At 53.9% G+C, this 25,523-nt stretch carries 28 protein-coding genes; 2 read left to right on the plus strand and 26 right to left on the minus strand.

What is annotated here, in order from left to right; all coding sequences use genetic code 11:
• Positions 1-57 precede the first annotated feature (57 nt).
• Complete coding sequence (locus WC317_00390; protein ID MFA5338590.1) at positions 58-741, minus strand: hypothetical protein; 684 nt, start codon at positions 739-741, stop codon at positions 58-60.
• Positions 742-906: 165 nt separating this feature from the next.
• On the opposite strand from WC317_00390, the gene WC317_00395 reads away from it, so the two are divergent.
• A complete protein-coding gene (locus WC317_00395) occupies positions 907-1,467 on the plus strand; it encodes a tetratricopeptide repeat protein (GenBank protein MFA5338591.1) in 561 nt (186 codons plus the stop codon).
• A gap of 34 nt (positions 1,468-1,501) precedes the next feature.
• On the opposite strand, the gene WC317_00400 is transcribed toward WC317_00395, so the two are convergent.
• From WC317_00400 to WC317_00460, 13 genes are all read right to left on the minus strand, one after another.
• Positions 1,502-1,774, minus strand: a complete 273-nt coding sequence (locus tag WC317_00400; GenBank protein MFA5338592.1) for a hypothetical protein — start codon at positions 1,772-1,774, stop codon at positions 1,502-1,504.
• A complete protein-coding gene (locus WC317_00405; protein ID MFA5338593.1) occupies positions 1,771-2,613 on the minus strand; it encodes a DNA glycosylase in 843 nt (280 codons plus the stop codon). The genes WC317_00400 and WC317_00405 overlap by 4 nt, the downstream gene beginning before the upstream one ends.
• A complete protein-coding gene (dcd, locus tag WC317_00410; protein MFA5338594.1) occupies positions 2,610-3,164 on the minus strand; it encodes a dCTP deaminase in 555 nt (184 codons plus the stop codon). The genes WC317_00405 and dcd overlap by 4 nt, the downstream gene beginning before the upstream one ends.
• Positions 3,165-5,534: a vitamin B12-dependent ribonucleotide reductase gene (locus WC317_00415; GenBank protein MFA5338595.1), complete on the minus strand. Its 2,370-nt coding sequence runs from the start codon at positions 5,532-5,534 to the stop codon at positions 3,165-3,167. It lies immediately after the preceding gene.
• A 369-nt stretch (positions 5,535-5,903) separates the two neighbouring features.
• Positions 5,904-6,653, minus strand: a complete 750-nt coding sequence (gpmA, locus tag WC317_00420; GenBank protein MFA5338596.1) for a 2,3-diphosphoglycerate-dependent phosphoglycerate mutase — start codon at positions 6,651-6,653, stop codon at positions 5,904-5,906.
• 84 nt (positions 6,654-6,737) lie between these two features.
• Positions 6,738-8,723, minus strand: coding sequence for an ATP-dependent helicase (locus WC317_00425; GenBank protein MFA5338597.1), 1,986 nt, complete (start codon positions 8,721-8,723; stop codon positions 6,738-6,740).
• Complete coding sequence (locus WC317_00430) at positions 8,707-9,144, minus strand: NUDIX hydrolase (protein MFA5338598.1); 438 nt, start codon at positions 9,142-9,144, stop codon at positions 8,707-8,709. The genes WC317_00425 and WC317_00430 overlap by 17 nt, the downstream gene beginning before the upstream one ends.
• Before the next feature lie 195 nt (positions 9,145-9,339).
• Positions 9,340-9,546, minus strand: coding sequence for a hypothetical protein (locus WC317_00435; protein MFA5338599.1), 207 nt, complete (start codon positions 9,544-9,546; stop codon positions 9,340-9,342).
• A 62-nt stretch (positions 9,547-9,608) separates the two neighbouring features.
• Positions 9,609-10,094, minus strand: coding sequence for an adenosine-specific kinase (locus WC317_00440; GenBank protein ID MFA5338600.1), 486 nt, complete (start codon positions 10,092-10,094; stop codon positions 9,609-9,611).
• Positions 10,095-10,104: 10 nt separating this feature from the next.
• Positions 10,105-10,560, minus strand: coding sequence for a GatB/YqeY domain-containing protein (locus tag WC317_00445; protein MFA5338601.1), 456 nt, complete (start codon positions 10,558-10,560; stop codon positions 10,105-10,107).
• Entirely contained in the window at positions 10,557-11,270 is a 714-nt protein-coding gene (tatC, locus tag WC317_00450; GenBank protein ID MFA5338602.1) for a twin-arginine translocase subunit TatC, read from the minus strand. The genes WC317_00445 and tatC overlap by 4 nt, the downstream gene beginning before the upstream one ends.
• Positions 11,271-11,282: 12 nt before the next feature.
• Positions 11,283-11,447 carry a twin-arginine translocase TatA/TatE family subunit gene (gene tatA, locus WC317_00455; protein MFA5338603.1) on the minus strand — a complete coding sequence of 55 codons (165 nt, stop codon included), beginning with the start codon at positions 11,445-11,447 and terminating at the stop codon, positions 11,283-11,285.
• Between the two features lie 13 nt (positions 11,448-11,460).
• Positions 11,461-12,714, minus strand: coding sequence for a PEP-CTERM sorting domain-containing protein (locus tag WC317_00460; protein ID MFA5338604.1), 1,254 nt, complete (start codon positions 12,712-12,714; stop codon positions 11,461-11,463).
• Positions 12,715-12,864: 150 nt separating this feature from the next.
• Between WC317_00460 and WC317_00465 the strand changes: the two genes are divergently transcribed.
• Positions 12,865-15,114 carry a hypothetical protein gene (locus WC317_00465; GenBank protein ID MFA5338605.1) on the plus strand — a complete coding sequence of 750 codons (2,250 nt, stop codon included), beginning with the start codon at positions 12,865-12,867 and terminating at the stop codon, positions 15,112-15,114.
• Here the strand turns inward: WC317_00465 and WC317_00470 are convergent.
• From WC317_00470 to gcvPA, 12 genes are all read right to left on the minus strand, one after another.
• Positions 15,090-16,070, minus strand: a complete 981-nt coding sequence (locus tag WC317_00470) for a polyprenyl synthetase family protein (GenBank protein ID MFA5338606.1) — start codon at positions 16,068-16,070, stop codon at positions 15,090-15,092. The two genes, WC317_00465 and WC317_00470, sit on opposite strands and share 25 nt — an antisense overlap.
• A complete protein-coding gene (locus tag WC317_00475) occupies positions 16,070-16,249 on the minus strand; it encodes a hypothetical protein (protein MFA5338607.1) in 180 nt (59 codons plus the stop codon). The genes WC317_00470 and WC317_00475 overlap by 1 nt, the downstream gene beginning before the upstream one ends.
• A 13-nt stretch (positions 16,250-16,262) precedes the next feature.
• The gene (gene amrS / locus WC317_00480; protein ID MFA5338608.1) at positions 16,263-17,246 is read right to left on the minus strand and encodes an AmmeMemoRadiSam system radical SAM enzyme; all 984 of its coding nucleotides are present in this window, start codon (positions 17,244-17,246) and stop codon (positions 16,263-16,265) included.
• Positions 17,247-17,264: 18 nt separating this feature from the next.
• A complete protein-coding gene (locus tag WC317_00485) occupies positions 17,265-18,659 on the minus strand; it encodes a 2-isopropylmalate synthase (GenBank protein ID MFA5338609.1) in 1,395 nt (464 codons plus the stop codon).
• 17 nt (positions 18,660-18,676) lie between these two features.
• Positions 18,677-19,618: a malate dehydrogenase gene (mdh, locus tag WC317_00490; GenBank protein ID MFA5338610.1), complete on the minus strand. Its 942-nt coding sequence runs from the start codon at positions 19,616-19,618 to the stop codon at positions 18,677-18,679.
• Positions 19,611-20,111 carry a 3-isopropylmalate dehydratase small subunit gene (locus WC317_00495; protein MFA5338611.1) on the minus strand — a complete coding sequence of 167 codons (501 nt, stop codon included), beginning with the start codon at positions 20,109-20,111 and terminating at the stop codon, positions 19,611-19,613. Before WC317_00495 ends, mdh begins: the two co-directional genes overlap by 8 nt.
• Positions 20,111-21,364 carry a 3-isopropylmalate dehydratase large subunit gene (locus WC317_00500; protein ID MFA5338612.1) on the minus strand — a complete coding sequence of 418 codons (1,254 nt, stop codon included), beginning with the start codon at positions 21,362-21,364 and terminating at the stop codon, positions 20,111-20,113. Before WC317_00500 ends, WC317_00495 begins: the two co-directional genes overlap by 1 nt.
• A gap of 71 nt (positions 21,365-21,435) precedes the next feature.
• Positions 21,436-21,804 (minus strand): hypothetical protein, encoded by a 369-nt coding sequence (locus WC317_00505; protein MFA5338613.1) that lies wholly within the window; start codon positions 21,802-21,804, stop codon positions 21,436-21,438.
• Positions 21,805-21,877: 73 nt separating this feature from the next.
• Positions 21,878-22,063: a ferredoxin gene (locus tag WC317_00510; protein MFA5338614.1), complete on the minus strand. Its 186-nt coding sequence runs from the start codon at positions 22,061-22,063 to the stop codon at positions 21,878-21,880.
• Positions 22,060-22,755, minus strand: a complete 696-nt coding sequence (locus tag WC317_00515) for a lipoate--protein ligase family protein (GenBank protein ID MFA5338615.1) — start codon at positions 22,753-22,755, stop codon at positions 22,060-22,062. Before WC317_00515 ends, WC317_00510 begins: the two co-directional genes overlap by 4 nt.
• Positions 22,734-24,188 (minus strand): aminomethyl-transferring glycine dehydrogenase subunit GcvPB, encoded by a 1,455-nt coding sequence (gcvPB, locus tag WC317_00520; protein ID MFA5338616.1) that lies wholly within the window; start codon positions 24,186-24,188, stop codon positions 22,734-22,736. Before gcvPB ends, WC317_00515 begins: the two co-directional genes overlap by 22 nt.
• Positions 24,188-25,522: an aminomethyl-transferring glycine dehydrogenase subunit GcvPA gene (gcvPA, locus tag WC317_00525; protein MFA5338617.1), complete on the minus strand. Its 1,335-nt coding sequence runs from the start codon at positions 25,520-25,522 to the stop codon at positions 24,188-24,190. Before gcvPA ends, gcvPB begins: the two co-directional genes overlap by 1 nt.
• Position 25,523: the final 1 nt, after the last annotated feature.

The following is a 25,523-nucleotide window of genomic DNA, read 5'->3' on the forward strand; positions in this document are numbered from 1 at the left end:
CCTTCTTTTAAAAACCTAGTTGAAATTATCCAACTTTTACTGCTCGTTCCTCCGGAATTATCTTTTCTTCCATTTGTCGACAATTTCCGACGTTATCTTGCCGGCAATATCCTTCGAGCCGAGGCCGAACGCCAGGCCCAAAGCTAATCCGGTCGCCGCCAATGCCACCACTACCACGGTGTCCAATATGAATGTCCTGACACCGAGCATCGGGAGGACCGTAAGTACCGTTATTACTATGATTATTATCTGCGCTATCGATCCGAGGTTCTTCGAAGTCGCTATCCCGGCGTTCGATGCCGTTGTCCTTACAATCGAACCTATCAAAGCGGCAAAGAAAAGACCCAGTACCAGAACGAAGATCGAAAGTACTACCCTACCGGCGTATTCAACCGCCTGATCGAGGAAACCGGACGTCTTGAGGCCCACTACGTTCAGTGTTATGATCACAAACACCAGAACCAGCAGCCAATAGATCACCATACCGATCAACTCTGACAGGGTATGTTTGATCTCGCCTTTGGCGAGTATGCTCGCGATACCTGCCTTTTCAGATAAGACATCAAAGCGGGCGACCTTAAGTACCTGAACAACAGCCTTCTCGACGATCTTCGTGATGATCAGGAAGATAACGAGAAGTATCAATCCGCCTACGAGAAGTATCAGGTAATTCGCCAAATTCGACCATACCTGGCTCCAGGTGGTGACGATCAAATTCAATGTCGTCTGCCCTTGACCCATCTTACCCCTCCTTTCAGGTTTTAATTCCCTAAAATGATTCCCTGTTTGATTTAATATTAACATAAAGAAAATAATTGTCAAGCACTTTTTCCAGGTTTAGCAATAAATTTCTATTCCGCGGCCGCGGCATTATGATATAATCATAAAAATTAAACGGAGATGAAGATGAAAAGACTTTTTGATCTCAAAGCGTGGATTTTAGTTTCTATTATCCTGATTTTCTGCAATATCGCGGCTTTTGCGGCCGGTAACAAGAAGGTTGCGCAGCTTTTGGGGCAGGCGACACAGTTTTTAAGCGCCGGCGACTACGATAAGGCGATAAAAACATGCGATGACATCCTCGGAGTGGACCGGAATTGCCCGGCCGCCTATTATCTCCGCGGATTCGCCAACCGTTACAAGAAGGAATACGTGATCGCTATCGTGGATTTCACGCGCGCGGTGCAGCTCAACCCTAAATATGCGGCCGCCTATTACGGCCGCGCGCTCTCATACGCATATACGGGGGATTACGGTAACGCGCTGGCGGACCTTGACGCGGCGATCGCCATAGATCCCCGTTATACCGACGCGTATATAAACCGCGCGAGGGTCTATTATGAGATAGACGAATACGACAAGGCGTGGGACGACGTGCATAAGGCGGAATCCCTCGGCGTATCCGAGGACATACTATACAAGAGCTTCATCAAGAAGCTGAAGGAAGTTTCGGGAAGGAACCGATAGCGGCGGGCGGGATCCAAGCCCGTCTTTTTTACTTTTAGGTCTTTTTCCTGTTGGGGAATAACACCAGTATAACAAACCCGAAGATGCTTAAAAGCCCGAGTAATCCCCAGGCGCCTTTGTAGCCTTTGCCTTTCGCGTAATTCCACAGGCCCCATATCAGCAGCAGGAATCCGCCGTAGATAAGGATAGCCGCGCACCAGAGGACTATCCCGATATGGACATAATAACTTGCCAAAAACCCGATTATCTGCGCCAGTATCCCGAACCCAACTCCGATATTCGTCTTTGTCCTGTACTCCCCTATCATGCTTTCCCCCTCCCGTGCCTTAAATAATGATATAAGTATTCCTGCGCGTATCCGGCGTAGGCGCCGAAACGTTCCCGCGCGAACTCCGCGGCTTTCTTAGGCGCCACGGTCTTCCCGTCAAAATATAACTCCTCGATGCCCCTCTTTATCCACACATCTACCGGAAAGGCCTCGTATTTCTTGAACGAAAAGAGCAAGACACAATCCGCGACCTTCCCGCCCACGCCCTTAAGCGACATCAGCCTTTCCTTCGCTTCCGTATAGTTTAAATCCTCGAGCGCATCCAAGTCAAACTTTTTCGAGGCGACCTTCTGCGCGGTATCCTTTATATACGCGGCCCTGAAACCGAGCCCCAATCCCTTGAGGGCTTTTATATCGGCCCCGGCGATACGCGCGGCCGGAGGAAAGGAATAAGCTTCCGTCCCGCCAAAGGCGAGCCTCTTGCCGAACCTTTTCGAAAGGCCTGCTATCATCTTTTTTATGCGCGGGATATTGGTATACGATGAAAGGATGAACGAGGCGAGGCACTCCCACCGGTCCTGGTTCAATATCCTGAGGCCGCGGTATTTCTTTATGGCCTTTTTGATGTGCGGGTCTGCGCCTATTTCCTTATATATGCGCGGCAGGTCCTCATTGAGCCCGAAATAATCGGCTATCTTATCCCTGTCTACGGGGGAACCGGCCTCTATGGCGAGAGCGCGGCCGTCAAACGCGACCTTGACAAGCGCTTTGCCTATCACGCCGGCGTAAAAATCACCGGACCTCTCCCACCGGAACGCCTGGCCGCATTCCAACGTATGTTCGAGGTTAAAATCAGAGACGGGTAAGCTTAATCTCATTTTACTTTAGGAAGGACTATCCCCTGTTGCGCCTGGTATTTTCCTTTTCTGTCCCTGTATGTGACTTCCGGCGCTTCGTCGCATTCGTAAAAGAGGAGCTGCGCGATGCCTTCTTCGGAATAGATCTTTGCGGGATGCGGCGTCGTATTGCTTACCGCCATGGTGAGGTAACCCTCCCAGGTCGGTTCGAGCGGGCTGATATTCACGATCACCCCGCAGCGGCAGTATGTGGACTTGCCGAAGCAGATGGCGATCACCCTCTCCGGCATCTTGAAGTATTCCAGCGAACGCGCGAGGACGAACGAGTTCGGCGGGATAATGCACTCTTTTCCCTTAAAGTCGACGAAAGAGTGCGGGTCGATATGCTTGGGGTCTATTACGGGATTTCCCGTGCCGACGAATACCTTGAATTCGTCATGGACCCTTATGTCGTAACCGAAGCTCGAGAGGCCGTAACTGATATGGCCCTCTGAGACCTGGTGGTCGATAAAAGGTTCGATCATCCCGGCCTCGAGGACCATCTTTTTGATCCAGCGATCAGGTTTTATCATTTAGCCGCACTTGGAATAGCCGCACGCCTTGCAGACCATGCAGCCTTCGACGTGCTGGAGCGCGCCGCCGCAATCCGGGCAGACACCTACGACGTTGCCGAGCTTGTTCTTCCCCTTCGCTTCGCTCAGGACTCCGCCCTTCACTTCGCTCAGGACACCGGCTTTCGCGGAAGGCAACTCTTCGGCCCTTACTTCAGGCGCGGACTGCGGAGCCGCGGCGACGTCCTGCGCTTTCTTGTTCAGCAGCCGTCTTTCTATGACCTTTGCCAAGGCATCGGCGCAGGAGAATATCCTGCCGCCCTTCTCCCACGACGGGTTTGGGCACCTGATGCCGTTGAGCTGCTCTATTATTGAATGGGTATCGAGGCCGCAGCGCAGCGCGAGCGATACGAGCCTGCCGATGGCTTCGAGTTGGCTCGAGGCGCATCCGCCGGCCTTGCCCATCTGCGTGAATACCTCGAACGGCATCCCGTTCTCGTCCTCATTTATCGTGATATAGAGGTTGCCGCAGCCCGTGAGTATCTTCGTGGTCGTGCCCCTTGTGACCTCGGGCCTCGGGCGGGGTGATGTGCGCGCCTTATCTTCGGCCTTCGCTGCCGGGGCCTCGTTCCCTTCGGCGTTCTCCGCGTCCGGTTTCTCTTTAGTGCGGGCGATATAAAGGACCTGCTCTTCGCGGCTGCCGTCGCGGTATATGGTCACGCCCTTGCATCCCATCTTATAAGCCAACAGGTATACCTCGTGCACATTGTCCGGCGTCGCGTTATGCGGGAAGTTGACCGTCTTCGAAACGGCGTTATCCGTATACTTCTGGAAAGCTGCCTGCATCCTGATATGCCAGATCGGCGTTATGTCGTGCGCCGTGACGAATACCCTCTTTATGTCGTCGGGGACCTCCTCTACGTCATGGAGCGTCCCTTTCTCGGCGATCTTCTGCATCAGCTCTTCGGAATAGAAACCGCGTTCCTTCGCGACGCCCTCGAATAACCTGTTGACCTCGACCAGTTTCGTCTTGTCCATCACCTCGCGGTAATAGGATATGGCGAAAACCGGTTCGATGCCGCTCGAGGTGTCGGCGAGTATGGAGAGCGTCCCGGTCGGGGCGATAGTGGTCAGCGTCGCGTTCCTCAGGCTCGGCCCGTCGGAATAAACGGAGCTCGAGAAGTTCGGGAACGGCCCGCGCCTTAACGCGAGCGCGTGCGCTTCCCTCCTCGATTCTTCCTGGATGAACGACATCACCTTCTCGGCCAATTCTATCGCTTCGTCGGAATTATAAGGGACCCCAAGCTTTATGAGCATCTCGGCGAATCCCATGACGCCGAGGCCGATCTTCCGGTTGGCCTTGGTCATCGTCTCGATCTGCGGGAGCGGGAACTTGTTCATATCGATCACGTTATCGAGGAAATGGATCGCGAGTTTCGTCGTCCGGCGCAGCTTCTCCCAGTCGAGCTGGGGAGAGGAGGCATCCATGTCCACCATCTTAGAAAGGTTTATCGAGCCGAGGTTGCAGCTCTCATAGGGGAGCAAGGGCTGCTCGCCGCACGGGTTCGTCGATTCGATCGCGCCGATCTTCGGCGTCGGGTTCGACTTGTTTATCCTGTCGATGAATATTATTCCCGGCTCGCCGTTCTTCCAGGCCCTCTTGACTATCATGTCGAATACTTCGCGGGCCTTCAGGTGCCCGAAGACTTTCTTGTTGTGCGGGGCGATGAGGTCGTATTCCTCGTCGCGCTCGACCCTCTTCATGAACTCTTCGGTGATCGCGACCGAGATGTTGAAATTCGTTATGTCCTTGTCCGTCTCTTTGCATTTTATGAAATCGAGGACATCCGGATGGTCGATGCGCAGTATGCCCATGTTCGCGCCGCGGCGTGTGCCGCCTTGTTTTACGGCGTGGGTGGCAGCGTCGAATACTTTCATGAAGGATACCGGGCCGCTCGCGATGCCGCCGGTCGTCTTTACCATCGAGTTGGCCGGGCGCAGCCTAGAGAAAGAGAACCCGGTGCCGCCGCCGGAACGATGGATGAGCGCCGTGTTCTTTATCGCCTCGAATATCGATTCCATGGAATCTTCCACCGGCAGGACGAAACACGCCGACAGCTGCTGCAGCTCGCGTCCGGCGTTCATCAGGGTCGGTGAATTAGGCAGGAAGTCCAGGTTGTATATTATAGAGTAAAACTCATCCTCAAGCTTTGCCACATTATAATCTGGATCATAATATGAGTCCGCTGAAGCTATGTTATGCGCTACGCGCCTGAAGAGCTCCTCCGGGGTCTCTATGACGCGGCCTTCCGAGTCCTTCCTGAGATAACGTTTTTCCAGGACTTTTTTGGAATTGGCTGATAAACCATTCTTGATACCTGTATCCCCCATAACCACGCCCTCCTTTCCAACCGCCAGTATAGTCAACCGCTAGTATCGTGTCAAGGAAAAAATACTACATATTGTGTTTCCCGTCGGCAAAAACCCCCTATTTTGTGTTTTCCACGTTATTTAGGGGGCTTTTGCTTCTACTTGCCCTTTTTGCGAAAAGAACTTCGCCCTTTTAGGGTAGGTTACTTCTTGGGTTTCTTTTTTCCGCAACCGCATGATCCGCACATTGCATTCTCTCCTCTGGTTCGCTTCGCTCACCATCCCTCGAACTATCCCGAACGCTGCCGAGGGATTTTTAGCCCTTACGTGTCCGGCTATAATTATACCATCTTTTTTCAATTCCGCAATAATATCTTTTCAGCGGCGCTTCTACTTTTTGGCTTTGCCCTGATTGGCGACGGCTTCCATCGCCTTCTTGACTTCTTCCGGGTCGCCGAGATAATAATGCTTTATCGGTTTCAGGTTATTGTCGAGTTCGTAGACAAGAGGCAGGCCTGTGGGTATATTAAGCCCGACGATATCCTGGTCCGATACGTTATCGAGGTATTTTACGAGCGCCCTTAAAGAGTTGCCGTGCGCGGCGATAATGACGTGTTTGCCGCTCTTTACTGCCGGCGCCATAGTCTCGTGCCAATAAGGAAGGAAGCGCGCGACCGTATCCTTGAGGCACTCGGTCAGCGGTATCTCGCTCGGTTTCAAATCTTTGTAGCGCGGGTCTTTCGCCGGGCTGCGGGGGTCATTTTTTTCTAATGCCGGCGGCGGCGTGTCGTAACTCCTGCGCCATACTAAAACCTGCTCTTCGCCGAACTTCGCGGCCATCTCGGATTTATTGAGGCCTTGTAGCGCGCCGTAATGCCTCTCGTTTAAGCGCCATGAATTATATACGGGTATCCACATCAAGTCCATCCCGTCGAGGGTTATCCAGAGCGTCCTTATCGCCCTCTTGAGGACCGACGTGAACGCGACGTCGAATACGAAACCTTCCTTCTTTAACACCTCGCCTGCCTTCTTCGCCTCGGCGAGGCCTTTCTCGGAGAGGTCGACATCTGTCCAGCCGGTGAACCGGTTCTCCTTATTCCAAGTACTCTCGCCGTGACGAAGTAATACAACTTTATACATTTTGATCTCCTTTATTAAGCGGTATCCCGCGGTGACCCGGAGTGCTAATCCGCGGGATGGTAATTACATCTGTAAGCGGTACCATTATATCTTAAAAGCCTCTTCAAATTCAATATCATCCAGACCTTCTCCCACCCGTTCTACATCCATAAACCGTTCCAGGATACTTCCCTCTTTAAGGAAGCGGGAGACTTCGGTAAATATAGAGCCGGTATTCCCGCCGGCATAACTCCTCATCCAGCGGGCGGAGCGGTCTATGGCAGGTTTTAATAGTATGAGGTTATCTTTTGCCCGCGTGGCTGCCACGTAAAACAGGCGGCGTTCCTCTTCTATCGCGTCGTTATCGTCCATGGACTGGTACGACGGCAGATGTCCCTCGGCCACGTATATGACGAAGACCGTGTGCCACTCGAGCCCCTTCGCCGAGTGTATCGTCGAAAGCGTCATCGCGTGGTCATGTTTGCCCCGTAAGCCCGCATCGAGGACGCTCTTCTCCGGCGGCTCGAGCGCCATGTCGGTCAGGAAGGTCTCGAGCGATTTATACCTCGAGGCGATGCGCTCCAGCGAATTCAAGTCCGGCGCGCGCCTGTGGAAATCGTCGTATTTCGCCTTGAGCAGAGGATCGTAATATTTCAGGAATTCTTTCAGGAGTTCAACGGGCGGGTATTTCCCGGGTTTCAATTCTTTCAGCATATCGATAAGGTTTACCAGGTCTTCTGATTTTTTTAAAATGTCCTTGTCGACCTCGAGGCCTTTATTTTTTTCTATCATCTGCTCGGTTATCTTCGCGGCGGTCTTCTGCCCGATGCCGCGCATCAATAACAAGGCCCTGTGCCAGCTCACTTGGTCGTCGGGATTTTGAGCGATACGCAAGTATGAGATGACGTCCTTTATATGCGCCGCCTCGACGAACCTCTGTCCGCCGTATTTTACGAACGGGATATCGTGGTTGGCGAGCTCGATCTCAAGGTCGTTCGAGTGCCAACCGGCGCGGAATAGCACGGCGATCTCCTTGAGCATGACGCCCTCATCGACCAGTTCGATTATCTTCTGGACGATATATCTGGATTGGGTGTTTTCATCGCGCGCTTCGACGAACACCGGGGATTTCCCTTCGCGCTTCTTGGTAAAAAGGACCTTCTCGAACTTCTCCTCGGCGTTCTTTATGACCTCGTTGGTCAGGTCGAGTATCTGCTGGGTCGAGCGGTAGTTCTCCTCCAGCATTATCACCTTCGCGCCCCTGAACACCTTCGGGAAGTCTATGATGTTCTTGAAATTCGCGCCGCGGAACGAATATATACTCTGGGAATCGTCGCCGACGACCATGACATTATCGTGCTCCGATGCCAGCAAACGCACGATATCCGCCTGCAGCCTGTTCGTGTCCTGGTATTCATCGACCATTATATACTGATACTGTTCCGAGAGCCTCGAGCGGACATCCTTGTGCTCATGGAGCAGCCTTTTCAAGAATACGAGCAGGTCGTCGTAGTCCATGAGAGACTTCTCGCGCTTGTATTTGGCGTATCCCTCTTTTATCTTCTTTATCGCGCTCTCCCATTCGACGAACTGCGGGTATTCGAGCTCGAGGATTTTGCCGATATCGTCCGATTTGTTGACGGATTTCGAGATGACGTCGAGAAGCGCCCCCTTGCGAGGGAAGTGCTTCTCGAGATGGTCGAAGCCGAACTTGACGCGCACGATATTTACCGCGTCCTCGGCGTCGGATTCGTCCATTATCGTGAAATTATTGGGATATTCGACCAGCTTCGCGTATTTGCGCAGGACCATATTGGCGAATGAGTGGAAGGTGCCGCCGGCGACCCTCTCGCAGCGGTCGTCGAGCAATTTAGCGGCGCGGCGGAGCATCTCTTCGGACGCCTTGCGGGTAAAGGTAAGCAGTAATATCCGGTCGGGCTTGATTCCTTTTTCAACGAGGTAGGCCACGCGGTAGACGAGCGTGCGCGTCTTCCCGCTGCCTGCCCCGGCGATGACAAGATGCGGCCCTTCAGTGGACTCGACCGCTTTAAACTGGGCGGGATTTAATTCTTTTTTATAATCTATCTTCATTCTTGGCTTTTTCGACCATCTGGCGTTCGGAGGGATAAGTCATTATCCTTAAGGCCTCTTCTACCGGCAGCCAGCGGACGTCTTCGGCGTCCGTGTCGTGGTCCGCGGTGTTCCCGGATTCGAACCTTACGAGGTAGAAATATACGGTCTTGTGGACGCGGGCCTTGTCCTCATCCGAATAGAACCAGTAATTTATCTTCCCGAGTTCCTTCTCGATGGAGCCGGTAAGGCCTGTCTCTTCCTTGATCTCGCGGAGGGCCGCCTGCTGGGGGGTCTCGAGTCTCTCTATCTTTCCTTTGGGAAGGCAGAATATCTTTCCTTCGCCGCGGGTCAGGACAATGACCTCCGTTTCGGCGCCTGCCTTGCGGTATACCACGCCGCCGGCAGAGAATTGTAATTTTGTCTTTATAGGTTTACTCATGGTTATCCCCGGGGGAACCATGGTTGACCCTATCGGGTCAACCATTTCGCCATTACTCCCAAATAGGGGGCTCAAAAAAAAGGCCTCCTTCATTACCTCTGAGGTGAGCCGACATACAGCACCACCGGGCAGCTTGAAACCGCCCAACCGTCGACATTCTAGTCGAAGGCAATGAAGGAGGTCCGGGGAGACTTATTATTGCTTCTCTTTCTTCTCTTCCAGGGAGTCTTTTATCTCGCCGATCCCCGCAAACACCGCGAGCAACCCGCCGAGTAAAAGTATTATGACCAGCCCGGATCTGAGGAAGCCGACTATATATTCTTCCCACCAATTTATCAGGCCAACCACTCCGAGGACGATGGCGATCAGTCCGCCGATTATTGAGAGATATTTGCTCACCATCCGCCTCCTAAAACGTCCATTTCAAAAGAACCATTAGAATTATATCACCCAAAAAAGCTTTGTCAAGGGATTTTATAGCCGATTTTTCTTAAGAGGTCCTTCCGCCATTTGACCCCGGCCTCGTCCTCTATTCCCTTCGGTTTCGCGCCGTCTATCACGCCGAGGATGCCCCTGCCGTTCTCCGATTCGGCGATGATAAGCTCGACCGGATTGGCAGTCGCGCAATAGATCCCGCATACCTCCGGGATATTTTTTATCGCGTTGAGCACGTTTATCGGATAGGAATCCTTCATTATTATAACAAAGCAGTGCCCCGCGCCGATCGCGAGCGCGTTCTTCTCTGCGAGCCTCTTTAGCTCCTCATCCGTGCCTGTGGACCTGACAAGGCACGCGCCGGAGGATTCGCAGAAAGCCATGCCGAATTTTATCCCCGGCACAGCGCCGGCCATCGCCTCGTGGATATCCTCGACCGTCTTTATGAAATGCGACTGGCCGATTATGATGTTATATTCCGCGGGTTTCTCTATCTTTACGGTCTTCGTTTCCATAGGTCCCTCCTTACCCTAATTTCGCGAGCTCTTCGGCGACCATCTGGCTGAGCATCTTGCCGTCAGCGGCGCCCTTTGCTTCCTCCATCGCGGCCTTCATGACCTTGCCCATGTCGGCGCGGCCCTTCGCCTCTACCGCCGCGATCGCGTTCTTGACGATGGGTTTTAACTCATCGGCAGACAGCATCTTGGGCATATACGATTCGAGTATCTTAAGCTCTACCGTCTCTTTATCAACGAGGTCCTGCCTGTTCCCCTTCGTGAACCCGTCGATGGAGTCCTTATGCTGTTTTATCTGCTTAGATATGATGCCCGTCACGTCCTTGTCCTCGAGCTTTTCTGCCTTCTTCTCTATCTCGAGGTTCTTCATCCCCGCTTTGAGCATACGCAGGGTCGAGAGCCTTATCCCGTCCTTGGCCTTCATCGCTTCCTTTATGTCCGCGTCGATCTTTTCCGCGAGAGTCATTTCTTGTCCCCCTTTTTATATACGAGTTTCGATATCCAGATGGAAAGTTCATACAAAAACAGCATCGGCACCGCCATCAGGCACTGGGTGAACGCGTCCGGCGTCGGCGTTATTACCGCGGCGGCTATGAATATTACGATTACCGCGAACTTCCTGTTCCTGTTCAGGAATGAAGGAGTGACTATCCCGAGTTTTGACAGTATCATCACAACGACAGGCAGTTCAAATGCTATCCCGAAGGAGAGAAGCATCATTATCACGAAAGACAGGTATTCCGATATCGAAAGTATCGGAAATACATTATGGTCGGGGAAATTGATAAGGAACCGCAGAGCCCACGGAACGACAAAACTATACGCAAACACGACGCCGCCTAAAAAAAGCGTGGCGGAAAACGGGAGCGCGAACATCACTACCTTTTTTTCTTTTTCATTAAGACCGGCCGAGACAAAGGCCCAGAGCTGGTAAAGTACGACCGGTGACGCCAAAAAAAGCCCCGCAAAAAACGCCAGCTTGCAGTATTCCAGGAAGGCTTCGGCGGGAGAAAAGAAATTCAAGTGGTCTACCGATGGGAACATGAGCAATGACAGGATAAGCCGGACTTTCCAGAAAGCCAGTGCCGAGCAAATTACCACAGCCGCCGCCGATACCAATATGCGCCGGCGGAGCTCATCGAGATGCTCCACGAGTGTCATCTTGCTGTCAGCCATTTTAAAGGAGGGTTATTCTTTTTTGGATGACTGGGAATCGTCGTCTTTCATCGCCTTCTTAAACTCATTGATGGCCTTGCCTAATGAGCGGGCGATCTCGGGAAGACGCGCCGCCCCGAAGACGAGGAGGACGATGATAAGGATGATGATCAATTCCGGGAAACCGATATTGAACATTTATACCTCCGTGTTATCTACGGAGATTATAACACAAGGACAAAAGCGAGGCAAGGAATAGAAAGACCGTTGGAGGTTCCGGGACGAGGCCGTTCATCGCTTCCGCGTTAGACATTATGATGCCTATGGTAGAGGCGTCGGCCGGATAGAATACCCCGAACCCGTCGTTATGGCCCGAGCCGTCGGCTTCCAACATCCAGAAATTAGAGCCGGCCATAGAACTCCCCCGGGCGGCGGCCTCATAGACCGCGGCGAGATACGCCCGGTACCATGTATCCCTTACGTCTGCGGGCAGCTGTTTGCCGAACTCCTCGAAGATGAGCGGCTTATTCAGGATGTCGGCGTCAGAGACGTGCTGCTCTATCCAGGCAAGGGCCTGCTGCATATCCCAGTTCCAGAAATCGGAATATACATGGAGCGTCGCGAAATCTATATTGGCGAGATTATGGTCCCCAACGAAATCCCCTCCTGTCGAACCGTTCTGGTACCACTGCGATCCCCTGTCCTTATAGAACCCTTCCACGCCGGTCGTGACGAGATGGTTCGCGTCGTTGGCCTTTACATAAGAGCTCATCTCATCGAGCCAGTTGCGCAGTTTCGCGCCGGTAGGGTCTGATTCCGCCCTCGCCTCGTTAGCCAATTCCCACGCCATGATGGTCGGGTCGTCTTTATAGACCCTGCCGTTATAAGTATTCGTCCTGTTCATGACGGTAGTGACGTAATCCTTATACCATTGCCTGGTAGCAGGATCGGTATAAAAATCATCATGGCTTGCGGCGGACGGACTGAAGCTGTTATACCAGTTCATCCCGCCGTAATCGTCCCAGTTGTTGACGAGGGTGGGAAGGACGCGTATGCCGTAGCTCTCGGCCTTATACAGGACATAATCAAGGCCCTTGAAGGCGCTCTCATTGTATACGCCCGGGGCTGTCTGGTAAGCCCACGAAACCGGATAACCGTCCCTGTTCGCGCCGCCGTCATTAAAGGCCCATGTCCTGATGACGCTCAGCCCCATCTCCTTGGCCGACGACAGGACCTGGTCTACCATCGGCCGGTAAGTTTCGTCCTCGGCGAAATAGCTCAGGTAAAAATTGTTCGTGCCCGTGTAATAGAACGGCTGGCCGCCCGAATAGAACTGGCTACCGCTTCTCGTGACAAAGCTGTCTATCTCTGCCCGGCAGGAATAAGCCGTTATCAGGCTGATTATAACCGCGAAGTAAAATAGTATACTCTGGTATATCTTTACTGGGCATTTTTTTAGCAACATTACTATCTCCTGGTTATATTAAGGAAGGGACTGCGGGAGGCTGCCGATATAGCCGGCTTCCAACCCGCGAAGATTATACCATAAAAATCAAATACGGCAATTAAAATTATTTGCTTTTTTGTAGGAAATTTTATTGTTATAATGCTGTCTATGAGACGACCCTTATATCTTGCGGTCTTTATCTTCGGTTTCGCGGCAATGGCAGTCCAGATCCTGCTGATGCGGGAACTCCTGGTGGTCTTCTACGGCAACGAGCTATCCGCGGGAATAATGCTCGCCTCGTGGCTCTTCTGGGTCGCGGCGGGAAGTTTCGCGGCAAGATTTAAAAAATTCCGGGAAGGGATATTCCACTTACTCCTCCTCTCCGTCGCTGTGATCGTACCCGCGACGATATACCTTATAAGGGACATGAGGAACATTCTCGGCGTATCCGCCGGCGAGCTGATCGGGCTTGCGCCGATGGCTTTCTCCGTCTTCATCCTGCTCGCGCCGGCGTGCCTCGTCTTCGGTTCCCTTTTTGCCGTAAGCTGCCTCCTCGCCTCGCCGGAACCGGACTCGGCGCCGTCAGCCGCGGGAAAAATATACATGATCGAATCGCTCGGCGCTGTCGCCGGAGGCGTCGCCTTCAACCTGCTTTTGATCTATATCTTCGGCCCTTTACAGATAGCTTTATTTTGCGGCTTATTAAACATCATTGCCGCGCTAATCATGGCTGACAGGAGGAAAGCTCCGGTAAGATGGGCCGCGACAGCCGTCTTCATGTATTCCGTGGCCATCTATATCCTCTTCCCTTCGGGACTGGCCGATTTCCGCATGAGGGAGATGCAATGGAAGGGCCTCGAGTTGATCTCCGTAAAAGATTCCAAATACGGGAATATCGCGCTCACCAGGCTCGGGCCCCAGTTCAACCTGTTTGAGAACGGCCTCCTTACCGCGGCGACCGGCGATCTTCTGACCGCCGAGGAGTCGGTCCATTACGCGATGCTTGAACATCCCGCGCCCAAGAAAATCCTGCTTATAGGCGGGGCGCTCAACGGCGCTCTCGACGAAGTATTAAGGCATCCCGTCGAGTCGGTCGATTGCGTCGAGCTTGATCCCGAATCGGTGGAGATCGCGATAGAAAGGTACCCGCAAGGGTCTCTTTCCGGGTTATCCGACCCCAGGGTAAAGATGCATTATCTTGATGCCAAGCTCTTTGTAAAGGAAAGAGCCCTGGCACTGGACGCGCCTTCCTCGCGATACGACGTGATAATACTCACCCTCCCGAACCCTTACACGGCGCAGATAAACAGGTTCTACTCCTTCGAGTTCTACGGCGAAGCAAAACGCATCCTCGATGAGAAAGGGATATTTTCCTTCGGGGTCTCTTCCTCCGCGGATTATATCAGCGCCGACCTGGCGCGTTTTTTGAAATGCCTCGTCCTCACCCTTTCAAAACATTTTTCCGATATAAAGATAATTCCCGGGGAGAATGATTATTTTCTCGCCTCTCCGGCCGCGGGGATACTGACATATGACTATAAGACGCTCATCGCCAGGGCCAAGGAGAGGGGTCTCGACCTGAAATACGTAAATGAACATTACCTGCCGGATAAGCTGGACCCGATGCGCGTAGGATACCTTGAGGGCGCGATAAAAGTCGCCAGGGGCGCGAAGATCAACTTCGACCTGCGGCCCGTCGGATATTATTATGACATGGTCCTCTGGTCGGAGCGGGTCGACCCGCGGCTCAAGTCCTTCTTCAGGGGGTTGAGTACTTTCAATTGGGGGATAATGCTGGGCATCGCGGGTTTTGCCTTCATCGGGCTGGCGCTTCTGCGCGGAAGGAACGGCTCTTTAAAACGGATGCCGTATTTCGTCTCTATCGGGACGTCCGGTTTCTCGACGATGCTGCTGCAGGTAGTCCTAATACTCGCCTTCCAGTCGGCATACGGCTATGTATATTATAAAATAGGGTTTATATTCGCCTCGTTCATGCTGGGGCTTGCCGGCGGCAGCTTTATAGGCGCGAATTTGATAAAAAATGACGGGCGGCTCGCGAGGCAGTACTTCAATATCCAGGCCGCCCTATGCGCATACTGCCTGCTCCTGCCGGTAGTGTTCCGGTTGAATTGGGTCGCCGAGGGCTTCTTCCTGCTATTGCCGGCGGCTGCGGGGCTCCTGGGCGGGCTGCAGTTCACGATGGCAAACAGGATATGTTCAGGCGGTGTGAGTGGGAATGCGGCGCCGGTGATCTACGCGGTCGATCTCCTGGGCGCGTGCGCCGGCTCGCTGATAACCGCCGCGATAATAATACCTGTCAAGGGGATCGAGTTCGCGTGCATCTCTGCGGGATTCGTGAATCTCGCGGTATTGGTATTACTCGCGGGCGGGGATCAGCTCTTCCGCTCCAGGACATAATCGGCGATCTCGCAAAAGGTCTTTCGGAGCATGCCGTCACCGTCGGCGAGCTTCTTCTTGGCCAGCTTCACGTAATCCGACGCTATGCCCTTCGAACGCGATATCGCCCCGGAACTCAATGCCTTCTCCCTCAGTATACGGTGAGAAGATTTTCCGCCGGAAGTGATGAGCTCGACTATACCCATCCTGTTCTTCCTGCCGGCGTTCTTTAATAGGAATATTATGGGCAGGGTGAGCTTTCCCTTCTCCATGTCCTGCCAGACGGTTTTCCCGAGCTGGCTCTCCTCCCCGACGAGGTCGAGGCAGTCGTCCGTTATCTGGAACGCCACGCCCAAATAAAGCCCGTAAGCCGCGAGCCGGTTTATCTTATCCTCGCTGAGGCGCCCGAGCATTCCGCCGGATGCGCAGCAGTCCGAGATGAGGTACGCGCTCTTCCTTTTTATTATATCGAGATAATCGTCCTCGGTGATATCGAAATTATAGGCGTTCGCCAGCTGGGCAAGCTCCCCCTCGCACATCCTGGCGGCCGTCTTGGAGAATACGGTCATTATCCCCGGCTCGTCGAGCTTCGAGACTATGTCGAAGGCGCGCGCCAAAAGATAATCGCCGGCTATCACGGAGACGGCGTTGCCCCACTTGCTGTTTATCGTCCGCTGGCTGCGCCTTAATACCGCCTCATCTATTATATCGTCGTGCACGAGGCTCGCGGCGTGTATAAGCTCTATCGCCACGCCGAGCGATACGGCCTTCTCCATATCGCCTTCGCCCAATTTGGCCGAAAGCAGCACGAGCGTAGGCCTGAAGAATTTGCCGTGCGCCTTCGACAGGTAACTTCCTATCCCCCGTATCGGCTCGGATTGCCATTTGAGCTGGTGCGCGTAATTGCTCTTCACCGCGGCCAGTTCCGCGGCGACGGGCCTTATTATCCTCTCGAGTTCTTTCGCGCTGTCTTTCATCAACCGGCCAATCTCCTGTAATAACGGCCTTCTTTATCCGAGACATTGCTGACCGCCTTGCGCTTAAAAACACCGGCAAACGCTTTTAGCGGCGAGCCGAACAAGGCCAGCGCGGCAATGATCAATATGTTCCTTTTCAGGAATTCCCTCCTGGTCATCCCTTCTTTGCGCGTATCCATCTTTCCTCCTTTATCACTGCCAGACTCCCGGGATCGCCTCATTACAAGAGGCGCATCTTCCGTTTGCGACATTATTTTCCAGCACATCGTAGCCGACGCGCTTTATTAAAAGCTTCCCGCACTTGGGACAATAGGTATTATTCCCGTCGTGGGAGGGGATATTCCCGACATAGGCGTAATGGACGCCCCTCTTTTTTGCCATCTTCCACGCGGCGTCGAGCGTCTCTTCCGGGGTCGGCGGCAGGTTCTTTAGCTGGTACTGCGGCCAGAATTTGGAAAAATGCAGCGGGACATCGGCGCCCACGTTCTCGACCGTCCAGTCGATAAGGCGGGCCAGGTCATCTTTTTTGTCGTTTAGCGTCGGGACTATCAGGTTGACCAGCTCCATCCAGACTTTGCGCTCCTTGATCGCCTTTATCGTATCGAGGACCGGTCGGAGCCTCCCAAAAGAGACCTTATTGTAAAATTCTTCGGTTATCCCCTTGAAATCCACCTTTATCGCGTCGACCGCCGAGCAGAGGTCATCAAGCGGCTTAGGGTTAATATATCCGGCGGTAATAAATACGCTTTTGATGCCCGCCTCCCGGCCGATCTTCGCGGTATCCAGGACATATTCCAAATATATGACGGGATCATTATAAGTATACGCGATCGACCTGCAGTTATACGCGGCCGCCCTTCGCGCCAATTCCCCCGGCGGGAGGTCGATATTATCGGTCTCTTCCGGATCCGACTGCGAGATGTCCCAGTTCTGGCAGTATTTGCAGTGCAGGTTGCATCCGGCCGTTCCTATCGAGAACGCGGATGAGGCGGGAAGGAAATGGTAGAGGGGCTTCTTTTCGATGGGGTCCACGTGGACGGCGCACGGCTTTCCGTAGACGAGGCTTATTACCTTGCCGCCTTTGTTCGACCTCGCCCTGCAGTTACCCTTCTGTCCTTCATCGAGGACGCATCCGTTGGGACATAACTCGCATTGTACGAGATCTCCCTTTGCCATATTGACCCCTTTACCGGCTTATTCTTCGTCGGAGACAAAAAGCTCGGGAAGGAATTTCTTAACTTTCCTCAGCATCTCCTGGTTCGAGATTACGGTCGTCCGGCCTTTGGCGTATTCGGAATCGACCCACTCCTTTATCTTGATGACCCCGGGGTTGTCTTTCGTGACCTGCTCATCCTTGCCCAGGTTCAAATAAAGGTTAAGCCACTTGGCTATCCCGGCTACGCCGGATTTGTCGTTTATCGCGACCGTGACCTTCTTCTTGAGGATCTTCTCGGTATTAAATACGTTGTAAATCTCCTCGTCCTTCATCAGGCCGTCGGCGTGGATACCCGCGCTCGTCATATTGAAATTCCTGCCGACGAACGGCTGGTTGTGCGGTATCTCGTAGCCTATCTCTTTAGTAAAATATTCGGCGATATCGGTGATGGCGGTCGTATCTATGCCGTCCTTGACGCCGCGGAGGGCGAGGTACTCCATCACGAGGCCCTCGATAGGGGTGTTGCCGGTCCTCTCGCCTATGCCCAGCATAGCGCCGTTAGCAGCGCAGCAGCCGTAAAGCCAGGATGTGGTCGCGTTGATGAGCCCGTGGTAGAAATCGTTGTGGCCGTGCCACTCGAGCTGCTCCGACGGGACCTCGGCGAGGTTCACCAGCCCGTAGATTATCCCTTTGACGCTCCTCGGGAGCGCGGTGCCTGGATAAGTCACGCCGTAGCCCATGGTATCGCAGGCCCTTATCTTTATCGGGATCTTCGCCTCCTTGGAAAGCTCCATCAGCTCCTGGACGAATGGGACGACGAACCCGTAGAAATCGGCGCGGGTTATATCCTCGAGGTGGCACCTAGGGATTATCCCCAGGTCGAGCGCGGATTTGACGATACCGAGATACATATCCATCGCCTGCTTCCTCGTCTTCTTGAGCTTGAGGAATATGTGATAGTCGGACGCGGAAGTGAGTATCCCCGTCTCTTTAAGGCCCATCTCCTTGACGAGCTTGAAATCTTCCTTTACCGGCCTTATCCATCCCGTGACCTGCGGGAATTTATGGCCGAGCTCGAGGCATTTCCTCACCGCATCCTTGTCCTTATCGGTATAGAGGAAGAACTCGCATTGCCTGATGAGGCCCTGTGAGCCGCCGAGCCTGTGCAGCATATCGTAGAGGTCGACTATCTGCTTTACCGTGAACGGCGGCAGTGATTGCTGTCCGTCCCTGAAAGTCGTATCCGTTATCCAGATATCATCCGGCGGGTTCATCGGGACTATCCGGTGGTTAAATACGATCTTCGGGACATCGGTATAATTGAATATCTCCCTGAAAAGGTTCGGGTCATCGATATCCTGGAGCTCGTACCTGTAATACTCCTCCTCGAGGGTGTTCGTCTTCTTATTGAATTTTATCTCGCCTTTTCTCATCGTCTTGCCTCTTCCCGTTAAACCAGCCCGGATTTTTTTAGGTAATCTATTCCTTCCCTGACCTGTTCAGCCGACCAGCGGAGCGCCGCCAGTTCTTTGTCCGAAATTTTCAATTCTATCGTCTCTTCGACGCCGTCCTCCCCTATCCTGGCCGGGACGCCGCAATAAAGGTCCTTTATCCCGTATTGCCCGTCCAGATATACGCTCGCAGGAAGCACCTCGTTCTTGTCCTTGATCACCGCCTCGAGCATCTCGCAGACCGCGCTCGACGGCGCGTAAAAAGCGCTTCCGGTCTTAAGGAGCGAGACGATCTCGGCGCCCCCGTCGCGCGTCCTTTGTATTATGGCCTTAAGCTCGCCGTCGGGGATCATCTCCGAGACCGGCCTCCCTTTCGCCTTGGCATATTCGACAAGCGGGACCATCGAATCGCCGTGGCCGCCGAGGACCATGGCCTCCACTTCCGACGGCAATACCCCGAGTTTTTCCGCTATGAAATATTTAAACCTCGCAGTATCGAGGACTCCGGCCATCCCGAATACCCTCCTGCTCTCAAAACCGGAGACCTTGTAAGCCAGGTACGTCATGATATCCAGCGGGTTCGTCACCATTATTATGATCGATCCCGGGCAATATTTACGTATATTCTCCGCCGCCTCCTTGACGATCGCCGCGTTCTTGACGAGGAGGTCCTCGCGCGTCATCCCGGGTTTGCGGGCCAGGCCTGCGGTCACGATGACCGCGCCTGAGCCTTTTATAAGGGAATAGTCGGAGCCTCCCTCTATATTAAAATTATACTCTTCCGTCGAGGCCGCCTGGCCGAGGTCCAGGGCCTTGCCCTTCGCCAGCCCTTCGGCAATATCGACGAGGACGACGTCGGCGAGTTTCCTCTCCACTATCCTCTGCGCGCATGTCCCGCCTACCTGGCCGGCGCCTATGACCGCGACCTTGAGGTTATTCAATCTTGAAATCCCCGTGTTTCTTTATATGGTCTACGAGCCCGCCGTCACCGAGTATCTGCGTCATCGCTTTCGGGAGCGGCGCGAATTTCAGGTCGATCTTTTTTGTCACGTTCCTTATCACGCCCTTCTCGAGGTTCACCTCGAGTTCGTCACCGGCGGAAATTTTATCGGTATCGCACTCTATGGCCGGCAGGCCTATGTTTATCGCGTTCCTGAAGAATATCCTCGCGAACGATTTTGCGAGCACGCACGAAACGCCTGCCAATTTTATAATGGTAGGGGCGTGTTCCCTTGATGAGCCTAGTCCAAAATTCCTGCCGCCAACCACTAGATCACCCTTCGCGACCTTCGAGGCGAACTGCGGATCCGCGTCCTCGAGGACGTGTTTCGCGAGCTCGTTAAGGTCAGACCTGAGGTGGAAATATCTTCCCGGGGCGATAAGGTCGGTAGATATATCGTTGCCGAACTTCCACGCCTTTCCGCGTAATAACATTATAGGTACTCCCTGGGGTCGGTTACCTCGCCCTTGATCGCCGAGGCGGCCGCAGTCGCCGGCGAAGCGAGATATATGAAACTCTTGGGATTGCCCATCCTGCCGAGAAAATTCCTGTTGGATGTGGAGATGCAATTCTCTCCGTCTCCCAGTATGCCGCCGTGTACCCCGACGCACGCGCCGCAGCCCGGGGTAGTCACCGTCGCCCCGAACTCTATGAATGTCTCGAGCAGCCCTTCCTTGGCCGCCATAAGGTAAACGTCCTTCGACGCCGGCGTCACGATGACACGCGTATCCGGGTCGCGCTTACGGCCTTTCCATATCGCCGCGACCAATTTAAGGTCCTCTATCCTGCCGTTCGTGCACGAGCCGATAAAGACCTGGTGTATCTTGACCTTCCCTATCTTATCTATAGGCTTGGCATTATCGATCGTATGCGGAAGGGAGACCATAGGCGCCAGCTTATCCACTTCGATATTTATCTCTTTTTCGAATTTCGCGTCCTTGTCCGATTTTATCTCCCGGTATTTCTCTTCCCTGCCGTGCTGTTTAAGATATGCCTTGGTCACCCTGTCGGAGGCGAATATGCCGGCCTTGGCCCCGGCCTCTACGGCCATATTAGATATTACCAGCCGCTCCGACATCGGGAGCGATACCATCGCCTCGCCGGTAAACTCGAGGGCCTTATAAGTGGCCCCCTCGGCGCCGAGCGTGCCGATGAGATATAACATGAAATCTTTTGCATATACGCCGGGCTTGAATTTACCGCTGACCGCTATCTTTATCGTCTGAGGGACGCGGAACCACGTCTTGCCGAGGCCCATAGCGACGGCCACATCTGTAGATCCCATCCCTGTCGCGAAAGCGCCCAATGCCCCGCCGGTGCAGGTATGGGAATCGGCGCCGACAAGGACGTTGCCCGGCGAGGTGAAAAGCTCGCTCATTATCTGGTGGCAGACCCCCTCGCCTATCTCGAACAGGTAACAGCCCGTCTTCCTCGCGAAATTCCTCAACGTTATGTGGTCGTTCGAGAGTTCTTTCCTGGGCGACGGCGCCGCGTGGTCGAGAAATACGGCAATGCCCTGCGGGTTGACGACTTTTTTTATCCCCAACTGCTCGAGCTGCCTTACCGCGAGCGGCCCGGTGCCGTCCTGCAGGAGGCAAAGATCCACCTTGGCGATGACGAAATCGTCCGCCTTTACGTCCTTCCCGGAATGCTCGGACAATATCTTTTCCGAAATTGTTTTTCCCATATTTGTCTTATTAGGTATAAAGCCCGGGGTTCGAGGGTCCCGGGCTTTATTTGAGATTCAAGGAAATGCTTTTATTTCTTTTCGGCTGGCCAGGATTCCTCTACGGATTTTCCGGGCATCTCTGCCGTACCAACGACCCCGGTCTTTACCGTATCTGCCGTCCCGGTAACGGGAGTTGTCACTATCTTTTCGGCTGCCCCTTCTTCGCCGGTAAGCGTCCCGCCGACAGCTTTCCCTGTGTCAGCCACGGTCCCGACGGCCTTTACGCCTGTATCGCCGACGACCTGGGCGGAATCCTTAGCGGCATTGAACGGCCAGTGGAACACGCCGCGCCAGAACTTCACAAAACCGTTCTCCTGCTGCTCTGCCGCGCATGCCGAACCGGCTACCATGCACGTTACGACCATTACCGCCAATACCAACAATGCCAACTTCTTCATTTACTTCCCCCTTTTAATGAGCCCCGACAATCGGGGCGAATTATGTCCGCCAAGTATTTGGCGGACTTCCTTATCACTCTATCGAGATAGCTTCAACAGGACAACTGTCCTTGGCTTCTTTGCAGGTTTCCTCGGCTGCTTTTGGTACAGGATTGACTTTCACGGAAGCGGTATCGCCCTTCATTTCGAAGACCTCCGGGCATATATTAGTGCAGAGTTCGCAACCGGTGCAGAGATTCGGGTCTACCTTAGCTTTCATCTAGTCACCTCCTCCATACGCTCCATAAGCAACCCTTCGGCTAAACGCTCTTCTTTGCCGGTGATGTGGCCTTCGAGGAATTCAGCCTGTAATTGTTTAGAGAGGCAGTTTATGAATATATTTAAGGCATTATTATACGACCATTTACGCCAAACGTCAAGTGGCAAACTGACCTCGCCCTGTTGCAATACGACCCCGAACTTGCGCCTCTGGGCCGCGCCGGCTATCTTCTTGCCGCGAGAGACTACATCCGACCTGACAGGCAGGGCAAAACACGAACCGAACGCCTTGGCCGGGACCGAAACCGGGGCATAAAGCTCGGCCTCAAGGCCCAATTCCTTCACCGCGGCGGCAACGCCTTCGTGTATATGGCGGTATGACGCGGCGGTCCCTTCCGGCATCACTCCTGAGCGCTCGCCGAAGACCAGGGAATACGTGATCCCGAGCTCGTCATGGTATACCGAACCGCCGCCGGTTGGCCGCCGGACGATCGGGACGCTGCTCTTCAGGAAAGGGCTATCGTCAAGCCGCTGGAATTTGCCTATAGAGACGCATGGGTATGTCCAACGGTATACTCTCAGGGTGGGGGCTGACGGCTCTTCCGCCATAGACTGCATGATCGCCTCGTCGAGGGCCATGTTGGCCCCCGGCTCACGGGCGCCGTCTATTATCAGGCGCCAGGTTTTTTCCATCTTAAGTTAAGCTCCCTTGCGGCGAGGACTTCATCGAGCCTGCGGACAGGGGTTATATGCGGCGCCCCGGTCAAGAGCGAGGCATTAGACCTCGCCTCCGCGGCTATCCTTATCATCGTTTCGGCGAAGGCATCGAGCGTCTCTTTCGACTCGGTCTCGGTCGGCTCTATCATTATCGCCTCCTCGACTATAAGCGGGAAATATACCGTCGGCGCGTGGAACCCGTAATCCAGGAGGCGTTTCGCGATATCGAGCGTCTTTACGCCGAACTCCTTCTTATCCTTCCCTGTGAGGACAAATTCGTGCATGCACGGCTCGTCCTCGACGGCGAGCTGGTAGTCGTTCTTGAGCTTCGCTTTCAGGTAATTCGCGTTGAGGACCGCCTCGAACGTGGCATCCTTCAGGCCGTCGGAGCCGAGCGATTTCATATAGCAATATGCCCTTATTATCACGCCCGTGTTCCCATAAAAGGCGCGGACCTTGCCGATCGACCTCTTCTGGTCGTAATCGAGCGAGAGCTTGTTCCTCTTCTGTTTTATCCTGGGGATAGGGAGGAAATCTGCCAGATGGGCCTTTACGCCGACCGGCCCGGAACCTGGCCCGCCGCCGCCGTGCGGCGTGGAGAAAGTTTTATGAAGGTTCACATGACATACATCGAATCCCATATCCCCGGGCCTGGCCACGCCGAGAAGCGCGTTTAAGTTCGCGCCGTCCAGGTAAAGGAGCGCGCCGGCCTTATGGACTATATCGGCTATCTCTTTGACATTCTTCTCGAAGAGGCCGAGCGTATTCGGGTTCGTAAGCATCAGGACCGCGACCTCATCGTCCATCGCGGCCTTCAGCGAGTCAAGGTCTATGCGGCCCGCCTTATCGGATCTTACCGTGACCACCTCATATCCGCATAACGCCGCGGACGCCGGATTGGTCCCGTGCGCCGAATCGGGTATCACGACTTTCTTGCGGGGGCTGCCTTTTGAAGTATGATATGCCCTGACGATGAGCATGCCGGTAAGCTCTCCGTGCGCGCCGGCCGCGGGCTGGAGAGTGAAAGCGTCCATCCCGCAGATCTTGCAGAGAGCCTGTTCCGTCTCATAAAGCACCTCCAGCATCCCCTGCACGCTCGTTTCCGGCTGGTAAGGATGGAGCCCGGTAAATTGCGGAAGGCCGGCCATCTTCTCGTTTATCTTCGGGTTATATTTCATCGTGCATGAGCCGAGCGGATAGAAATTCGTATCAATGGAATAATTCAGCTGCGACAACCGCGTAAAATGCCGTACGCAGTCGAGCTCGCTGACCTCGGGAAGGTCAGGTCCGTCCTTGCGCAGGCATTCCTGCGGGATAAGCGACTTTATATCGGCGTCCGGCACGTCGAGTTTCGGGAGAGAATATCCCTTCCTGCCGGGGCTGCTTATTTCGAATATAAGTTTTTCCATCAGTGTTTCCCCAGGAGTTCCGCGAACCTGTCAAGGTCATCGTTCGACTTCGTCTCGGTGACGCAGATCAGCATGCAATTCTTCATATCGGCGCGGAACCTGCCGAGCGGCAGGCCGCCTATCATGCCGTGCTTGAGAAGGTCGCCTGTTATCTTATCCGTCTCTTTCCCGCACCTGACCACGAATTCGTTGAAGAACGGCGCCTCGAACATCAGCTCGAACCCGCTCAATTTAAGTATCTTATCTTTAAGATAATGGCTCTTCAAGACGTTCTGCCGCGCGACTTCCTTTATCCCTTCCTTGCCTAACAGCGAAAGGTGGACGCACGCGGCCAGTGCCATGAGCCCTTCGTTGCTGCAGATATTTGACGTCGCCTTCTCCCTGCGGATATGCTGTTCGCGCGCCTGCATCGTCAGGACGAAACCGCGCTTTCCTTCTATATCTTTTGTCATGCCGGCGACCCTGCCCGGCATCTTGCGCATATGTTTTTCTTTTACCGCGAAGAAACCCAGGTACGGCCCGCCGAAACTCATCGGTATCCCGAGCGGCTGGCCTTCGCCGACCGCGATATCGGCGTTATATCCGCCCGGAGCTTTTAATATTCCGAGCGATACGGGATTTACGCAGGCGATCAGGAGCGCTCCGCAGGAATGGCAGATGGATTCGATCTTGTCGGCCTTCTCGATGCAGCCGAAGAAATTCGGGTTCTGGACGATCACGCAGGCAGTGGAATCGTTCGCTTCTTTTTTTAATGCCGTTTCGTCGAAGAGGCCGCCTGCATGCGGTATCTCTACAAATTCTATCTTATACCCTTCAAGGTATGTCTTTATTACCTGCCTGTACTCGGGATGCAGGGAGCTTGAGAATATGACACGGTTCCTGCCGGTCTCCTTTACAGCGAGAATGACGGCCTCGGCCAAAGCTGACGCGCCGTCGTACATCGAGGCGTTGGCGACGTCCATTCCGGTCAATTCGCATATAAGGCTTTGGTACTCATATATCGCCTGTAGTGTTCCCTGGCTCGCCTCGGCCTGGTACGGCGTATATGCGGTAAGAAATTCCCCCCTTGAGATCAGCGATTCGACGGCCTGCGGGATATAATGCTCGTACGCGCCGCCGCCAAGGAAGGAAACCAGTTTCTGGGTAGAATAATTCTTCCCTGCCTTATCAAGCATGAGCTTTTTCAGCTCAAGTTCGGAGATGCCTTCGGCCAGGTCGAGCTTCTGCAGGCGGAACTCTTTGGGGATGGCGCTGAAAAGATCTTCTGAGGATGCCGCTCCTATAACGCCGAGCATCTCTTTCTTGTCTTTATCGGTATGGGGCGAGTACTTCAAA

This window comes from Candidatus Omnitrophota bacterium (genome assembly GCA_041653595.1).
Lineage (GTDB): Bacteria > Omnitrophota > Gorgyraeia > Pluralincolimonadales > Pluralincolimonadaceae > Pluralincolimonas.